The organism is Actinomyces sp. Z5 (genome assembly GCF_003287795.1).
Lineage (GTDB): Bacteria > Actinomycetota > Actinomycetes > Actinomycetales > Actinomycetaceae > Actinomyces > Actinomyces glycerinitolerans.
Genome location: NZ_QMIN01000069.1, coordinates 1 through 6,593, shown reverse-complemented (window position 1 = coordinate 6,593; position 6,593 = coordinate 1). Strand labels below are relative to the sequence as shown.

The window sequence follows — 6,593 nt, the reverse complement described above, 5'->3', positions numbered from 1 at the left end:
ACCCCTGTTCCCCCGTTGGACCCCTGTTCCCCCGTTGGACCGCCGTAGCCGCCGGTTACAGCGGTCCAACGGGGTGTGGGCGGTCCAACGGGGTGTGGGCGGTCCAACGGGGCGTGGGCGGTCCAACTGGGCGTGTTCTTGAAGGTGATTCCGCGTCAGAAGCGCCTTCTTCGGCACCTCCTCTCGGAACAATCCATGTCCTTGGCCGAGGAGGTAGGAGCCAGGAGGGAGGTGGGGGCCATGTCCAAGCCGCGGGGCCGGCATGCCAAAGTCCGCAAGGGCAAGGGAATGGCCCGGCAGGTGAGCGAAGTGTTCGAGTCTCTCGCTCATCTGATCCGGGCCATTGGTATCCTTGTGGATGCCCTCGGCAGGTGGTTCAACTGAGCCGTCTGCCTCGGGGAGTCATCCGGTTGCCGCCGGGTGGCTCCCCACAATTATGCCGCCCGGTTTTCCCGGCGGGCAAGCGCTCCGGCAGGGCTGACGCCGCGATGCGCCCGGCCAGGTGGAGTGGATTGGGCGGGTTCAGGCGGCCAGGGTCAGGCGTCCATGGGCTCCACGAAGGTGCGGAAGTCGCCGTCGTGCTGTGCGTGCAGTTCCCAGATGCGGTCGGCCAGGGCCTCCGGCTCGTGGGAGGGCTCGCCTCCGCTGATGCCGCGCGGAATGATCAGCTGGGCGACGTGAATCCCCTCCGGGGCGAGCGCGTCGTGGAGGAGCTGCCCGTAGGCGCTCTCCCCGGCGAAGGCGACCGAGGTGCCGGTGACGTTCGGGCCCGGGCGGACGGCGGAGCCTCCGTTGATAAGCAGGATCGTGCCGCGGCCGAGCTCGCGCATGCCCGGCAGCACCTGCTGCACCGCGTTGACGGGGCCGTAGACGGACATCTCGATGGGGCCGACCAGGTCCTCGGCGCTCGTCTCCAGCACGGGCTTCATGAACTCGCGGGCCGGCACGGGGCTCCACTGGAGCACCTCGATGGGGCCGAGCTCACCGGCGGCGTCGGCCAGGGCCCGGGCCAGCGCCTCGCCGTCGCGGCCGTCGGCGACGTAGCCGCGGGCGTTGATGCCGTCGACACTCAGGGCGGCGACCCGCTCGTCCAGGTGCTGGCGGCTGCGGGAGATCAGGGCGACGTCGAAGCCCTCTCGTCCGAAGCGGCGGGCGACGGCGCGGCCCAGTCCCGGGCCGCCACCGATGATGGCGATGGTGGTCATGGTGATTTCCTCCGGTTTCCGGCTTTGCTTGATGTTTATTCGGCGTTCTGTCCTGGTGGCTTTGCACCGAGACCGGCGAGAGTGGCGTCCCCTGACCGGCACGGGTAACGCGTCGCGGCCGCCGGCGCCGCACTGCGCTGCCTTTGGCAGGCTATGCCGGTCTTTCCGATTTCGGGAGTCCCTGCCAGTGCCTCCCGGAAGCGCCGTTTATGGCTGTCACAGCCATTTGCGGTGCTTGAAGAAGACGATACAGCCGATGACCACCAGAACGCTCAGGACCGCGACGGCCGGATAGCTCCACGGCCACGCGAGCTCGGGCATGTGCTCGAAGTTCATCCCGTACCAGCCGACGATGAGCGTCAGCGGCGCGAAAATCGCGGTGACGATCGTGAGCGCCGCCATAATGTGGTTCTGCCGCACGTCCAGGTGCATCTTGTACAGGTCACGCATCTGGAGGGCCTGGTCGCGCAGGGAGGATGCCTGATCGCGCAGTTTGTCGAGTCGGCCGTAGACCGTGCGGAAGTACCGCAGGTCCTCCTCGCGGAAGAAGCCGTTCTCGTTCTCCTCTAGGACCTGGGTCAGGTCCATGAGGTCGTTGTAGTGGGTGTCGAGGTCGCGTAGTTCGGAGCGCATATCGTTGATGCGCTCCGAGGCGCCCGCGGCCGTCTCCTGGGCGTCGATGAACACCACCCCCTTCTCATCCAGCGCGAAGGCGAGTCGATGTCGATGCCCAGCTCGAAGGTGCTGCGGCGCTGGGTCCACTGATCGGGAGTCAGCACGGCGACGAACTGTCTGTCCGTGTTGCGCAGATCCTCCGGGGCGCGCGGAGTCAGTGACTCGTCGATCAGGTAGTGCACGGATTCTCCTCGGTGTAGTAGGGCGCCGTCGGCCTCAGCGAGAGCCGCGTAGAAAACTGCGTCCCTCGGACTCGTCGAAGCCGCGGTGCCCGTGAACCTCGACGGCGTCCAGCGCCGCCTCCAGCCGGTCCAGCTCCGCGCCGGTGAGCGAGACATCGGCGGCGCCGAGGTTCTCCAGGATCCGTTCCTTGCGCTTCGAACCCGGAATCGGCACCACATGCGGCCACTTAGCGAGCATCCACGCCAGGCTGATCTGGGCGCTGGTCGCCCCCTTGTCCGCGGCGAAGCGTGCCAGCAGGTCCACGATCGGCCGGTTGGCGGCCAGGTTCTCGGGCCGCAGCTGCGGCACCAGGCTGCGCACGTCGTCGTGGGTCTCGAACTGTGTGGCCGTGGTGACCTTCCCGGATAACAGCCCGGAGGCGATGGGGGAGAAGGGGACGACGCCGATACCCTGCTCGGCGCAGTACGGCAGAACCTCCGCCTCAATGCCGCGCTCAACCATGGAGTAGATGTTCTGCACGGCGGTCACGGGCGTCACCTCGTGGGCGGCGCGGATGACCGGCACGTCCACCTGGGACAGGCCCCAGCCGCGAATCAGCCCCTCCTGGATGAGGCGGCCCATGCCGTCGGCCACCTCCTCAACCGGCACCTCGGGGTTGACACGGTGCAGGTAGTACAGGTCGACGCAGTCGGTACCCAGGCGCGCCAGGGAGGCCACCAGGTGGTGGCGCAGCGTGGCCACCACGCCGTCGGCCCGCACTTCCTCGGTCGGCAGATGCAGCTTGGTGGCCAGGACGACGTCGTCCCGGAAGGGGGCGACCGCCTTGCCGACGATGTGCTCATTGTGGCCCCGGTTGGCCGGATCGAGGTTCGGTCCGTACGCCTCGGCGGTGTCGAAGAAGGTGCAGCCGGCGTCATGAGCGGCGCGGATCGCCGCGACCGACTCCGTCTCCGGCGGGATGTGCCCGTAGCCGTGGGACAGGCCCATGCAACCCATGCCGATCTCGGATACCTCCAGAGTTCCCAGGTGCCGCGTACGCATTCTCGTCCCCTCCGTTTTCAAGACGCCGCTGCTCGACGGCGGCCGTCGGCACAACCCTATAGGTGGCGCGCCCTACGTGGGCTACCGGAACAACCAGCCCATGACCTCGGCGTCGTGCGGGAAGAGCTCCAGCCCGCCGCCGTGCTGGCTCCAGGCGACGACGTCGTTGCTCCAGCGCGGGTGCGTGCCGCGGGCGGGGTAGTGGCAGGCGGCGCCCTCATCGAAGGCGTGCGGCATGAAGTTCAGGTGCTCCAGCTCGCCCTCACCGCGCTCGTAGGCGGCTTTTCCCCATGCCTTCTGTTGGCTCGGGCCGCCTCACCCGGGTGAGGCTCAGCGGTCGCGGGCTCCGCGCCGGAGAGGTCCGATTGCCCCGTGTACTGCATGACGACGGCGCCGGGGCCGGGCACGTCGTCGCCCCCGAATCGGGCGGGGCCGTAGGACCCCAGGTAGGCGGCCAGGCGCGCACCCGCGGAGCCGCCCAAAAGCGAGTAGCCCTCCGGATTCGCGCCGAGCTCGTCGGCGCCCGTCGTCCTACACCCCGGCGTGCTGCGTAAGGCCTCAGTACAGCGAGCCGCCGCCGATCTGCTGCTTGACCATGTCGCGCAGCAGCCAGCCCACGACCTTCGGGTCGTAGTGGTCGAAGATGCGCGGCAGCGTGCCGTCGTCCAGGGCGGAGAAGGTCGCCAGGTCCTCCTCGGTCAGTTCGAAGTCGAAGACGTCGAAGTTCTCCTCCATGCGGTTGCGGTGCGTGGACTTCGGGATGACCACGACGTCCTTCTGGATCAGGGCCCGCAGGATCACCTGGCCGGGCTTCTTGCCGTACTTGGCGCCGATCTCGGCGAGGACCGGGTTGGCGAAGATGTTGTTCTGCCCCTCGGCGAAGGGCGCCCAGGCCTCGTGCACCACGCCGAGTTCGGCCATGACCGCGTGCGCGGCGTCCTGCTGGCGGAAGGGGTGCGTCTCGATCTGGTTGACGGCCGGCGTGATCTCGGCCAGTGCGGCCACATCCACCAGGCGCTCGGGGTAGAAGTTGGACACGCCGATGGCGCGCAGCTTGCCGGCCTTGTAGGCGTCCTCCATGGCCCGGTAGGCGCCCGGGTAGTCGCCCATCGCCTGGTGCAGCAGCATCAGGTCAATGTGGTCTGTGCCGAGCTTTTCCAGCGACTCGTCGATGGAGGCGGTGGCGCGCTCGTAGTTCATGTTGGACACCCAGATCTTGGAGGTGATGAACACCTCCTCGCGCGGCAGGCCGCTCTTCGCGACGGCCGCGCCGACGCCCTCCTCGTTGCCGTAGGCCTGGGCGGTGTCGATGAGCCGGTAGCCGACCTCGAGGGCCTCGCTCACGCAGCGCTCGGTCTCATCGGGCGGGGTCTGGAAGACGCCGTAGCCGAGCACGGGCATCTCGACGCCGTTGTTGAGGGTCTTGGTGGGGACGGTGGTGGTCATGGGTTTCTCTCCTGATGCGGGTCTTGAGTGGTCGGGGGCCGATCTCGGCAGTTGGCCGACGCCGTGGCGACCGGCCAGGCGAGGACGGGTCAGGCCTGCTGGGAGTAGTCCATGACCGTCGTCGTGAAGGCGGGCGGCTCGTCCGGGACCACGTAGTAGGGGGCCTGCGGGATCTCGTTGATCGCAGCGATCTCCGCCTCCGTCAACTTCACGTCGAGCGCGGCGAGGTTGTCGGCCATGTGGGCGGGGTTGAGGGTCTTGGGGAAGGTGATGTTCTTCTCCGCCAGGTGCCAGGCCAGGATCACCTGGGCGGCAGTGGCGCCCGTGCGCTGTGCGGCCGCGGTGATCGCGGGCTCTTCCAGCAGGGTCTTGTCGCCGTGGCCGAGCGGGTACCAGGCCTCCACCAGGACCTCGGTGTCGGCGGCCTGGTCCATCTGCGCCTTCAGCTCGTGCTGGTTCCAGCGCGGGTGGGCCTCAACCTGGTTGACGACCGGCTTGATGTCGGCGACGTCCAGAATCTCCTGGAACTTGGCGATGGGGAAGTTGGACAGGCCGATGGAGCGGACCTTGCCCGCGGCCACGGCCTCCTCCATGGCCTTCCAACCGGAGGTGTACTCGCCGTAGGGCTGGTGGAACAGCAGCAGGTCAACGTAGTCCAGACCCAGGCGCTCCAGGGTGGCGTCGATGTCCTTGACGGCCTGCGCGTAGGGGTAGGACTGCGGGAACAACTTGGTGGTGATGAACAGGTCCTCACGCTTCACGGTGCCGGCGGCGATCGCATCGCGCACCACCTCGCCGACGGCGACCTCGTTGAAGTAGGCGTTGGCCGTGTCGATGTGCCGGTAGCCCAGCTCGAGGGCCTGCGGCAGGTGCTCGCGCACCTGGTCGGAGGTCATCTGGAAGACGCCGTAACCCAGCGCCGGGATGTCGATGCCGTTGTTCATGGTGAAGGACGGGATGGTGGTCATTGATGCGCTCCTGGGACTTGCTTCGGGACCAGCTCAATGCCGTCCCGCTGCGCATAAGTCTTCGCCCCAGGGGCGCGGATGTAAAATGCTAATATCGGAACTCTTGATGCGCTACGTGCATAAGCAGAGGGAGGAGACTGGTGGATTTCGAGCAGCTGCGCCAGCTGGAGGCGATCGCGCGCGAGGGCACCCTCAGCGCCGCCGCGCGCACCCTGCACCTGTCCCAGCCGGCCCTCAGCCGCTCGCTGCAGCGTCTGGAGGCAGAGCTCGGCCAGTCGCTCTTCGACCGCCCGGGGCGCCGCCTGGTGCTCAACGAGGCGGGCCGTGTGGCTCTGGAACATGCCGGGCGGATCCTGCGCGAGGAGCAGGCCATGCGCACCGCCCTCGACGACGTCGCCCGCCGCACCCGGGCACTGCGCGTGGGTGCGGTCGCCCCGGCGCCGCTGTGGCGGCTGACCTCACTGATCATCGAACGCTTCCCCGGCCTGGTGCTCACCTCGCAGAGCCTCGGCAGGGAGGAGGTCGAGGAGGGAGTGGTGAGCGGCGAGCTGGACCTGGGCATCTCGCTGCGTCCCCATCCGCTGCCGAGCGTGCGCTCGGCCTGGCTCATGGTGGAGAATCTCGCCGTCGCCCTGCCCGCTGAGCACGCGCTCGCGAACCGCGAGCAGGTGACGGCCGCGGAGCTGGACGGTGAGACCTTCCTGCTCCTGGCCGACATCGGCTTCTGGCGCGAGCGCTGTGACCGCTACCTGCCCCACTCCCAGTTCGTGGTCCAGGAGGACCGTGGCGTTTTCGAACAACTGGTCAAGAGTTCTCCGCTGCCCCACTTCGTCTCCGACGCTCCCGCCCTGTCGGCGCTCGCCTCGGACCGCGTCGTCGTGCCGATTCGGGACGCCATGGCCCATGCCACCTTCTTCCTGCTGCTGCGGCCCGGTGGGCGCAGCGAGGCCACGGATGTCTTCGACTGGGCGCGCAGTCGGGTCGGCTGAGTCGCTTCCCGTCACCGAGGTCGGTTGAAGTTACGTGCCGAGATCGGTTGAAGTTACGGGCTCTTCCGTTTTGGGGGTGTGGCGGG

Annotated in this window: 8 protein-coding genes; 2 read left to right on the top strand and 6 right to left on the bottom strand. The window is 68.1% G+C overall.

What is annotated here, in order from left to right:
- The first annotated feature begins 240 nt into the window (after nt 1-240).
- A complete protein-coding gene (locus DRB06_RS16180; protein WP_181575249.1) occupies nt 241-384 on the top strand; it encodes a hypothetical protein in 144 nt (47 codons plus the stop codon).
- Nucleotides 385-536: 152 nt separating this feature from the next.
- Here DRB06_RS16180 and DRB06_RS09560 read toward each other — a convergent pair whose 3' ends face one another.
- From DRB06_RS09560 to DRB06_RS09535, 6 genes are all read right to left on the bottom strand, one after another.
- Nucleotides 537-1,205, bottom strand: a complete 669-nt coding sequence (locus DRB06_RS09560) for an SDR family NAD(P)-dependent oxidoreductase (RefSeq protein WP_111819808.1) — start codon at nt 1,203-1,205, stop codon at nt 537-539.
- Between the two features lie 216 nt (nt 1,206-1,421).
- On the bottom strand, nt 1,422-1,967 hold the full coding sequence (locus DRB06_RS09555) for a CorA family divalent cation transporter (RefSeq protein ID WP_199912578.1): 546 nt from the start codon (nt 1,965-1,967) through the stop codon (nt 1,422-1,424).
- A gap of 129 nt (nt 1,968-2,096) precedes the next feature.
- Complete coding sequence (locus DRB06_RS09550; protein WP_111819807.1) at nt 2,097-3,104, bottom strand: aldo/keto reductase; 1,008 nt, start codon at nt 3,102-3,104, stop codon at nt 2,097-2,099.
- Between the two features lie 81 nt (nt 3,105-3,185).
- A complete protein-coding gene (locus DRB06_RS16175) occupies nt 3,186-3,341 on the bottom strand; it encodes a hypothetical protein (protein WP_159097641.1) in 156 nt (51 codons plus the stop codon).
- A gap of 321 nt (nt 3,342-3,662) precedes the next feature.
- Nucleotides 3,663-4,550 (bottom strand): aldo/keto reductase, encoded by an 888-nt coding sequence (locus tag DRB06_RS09540; protein WP_108966412.1) that lies wholly within the window; start codon nt 4,548-4,550, stop codon nt 3,663-3,665.
- Between the two features lie 89 nt (nt 4,551-4,639).
- Nucleotides 4,640-5,518: an aldo/keto reductase gene (locus DRB06_RS09535; RefSeq protein WP_111819806.1), complete on the bottom strand. Its 879-nt coding sequence runs from the start codon at nt 5,516-5,518 to the stop codon at nt 4,640-4,642.
- 140 nt (nt 5,519-5,658) lie between these two features.
- Here DRB06_RS09535 and DRB06_RS09530 point away from each other — a divergent pair, with 140 nt between their 5' ends.
- Nucleotides 5,659-6,507, top strand: coding sequence for a LysR family transcriptional regulator (locus DRB06_RS09530; protein ID WP_111819805.1), 849 nt, complete (start codon nt 5,659-5,661; stop codon nt 6,505-6,507).
- Nucleotides 6,508-6,593 lie beyond the last annotated feature (86 nt).

Coding starts and splice junctions, on each gene's coding strand:
- DRB06_RS16175 (WP_159097641.1), bottom strand. CDS start 3,341: ATGCCGCACGCCTTCGATGAGGGCGCCGCCTGCCACTACCCCGCCCGC.
- DRB06_RS09540 (WP_108966412.1), bottom strand. CDS start 4,550: ATGACCACCACCGTCCCCACCAAGACCCTCAACAACGGCGTCGAGATG.
- DRB06_RS16180 (WP_181575249.1), top strand. CDS start 241: ATGTCCAAGCCGCGGGGCCGGCATGCCAAAGTCCGCAAGGGCAAGGGA.
- DRB06_RS09560 (WP_111819808.1), bottom strand. CDS start 1,205: ATGACCACCATCGCCATCATCGGTGGCGGCCCGGGACTGGGCCGCGCC.
- DRB06_RS09550 (WP_111819807.1), bottom strand. CDS start 3,104: ATGCGTACGCGGCACCTGGGAACTCTGGAGGTATCCGAGATCGGCATG.
- DRB06_RS09535 (WP_111819806.1), bottom strand. CDS start 5,518: ATGACCACCATCCCGTCCTTCACCATGAACAACGGCATCGACATCCCG.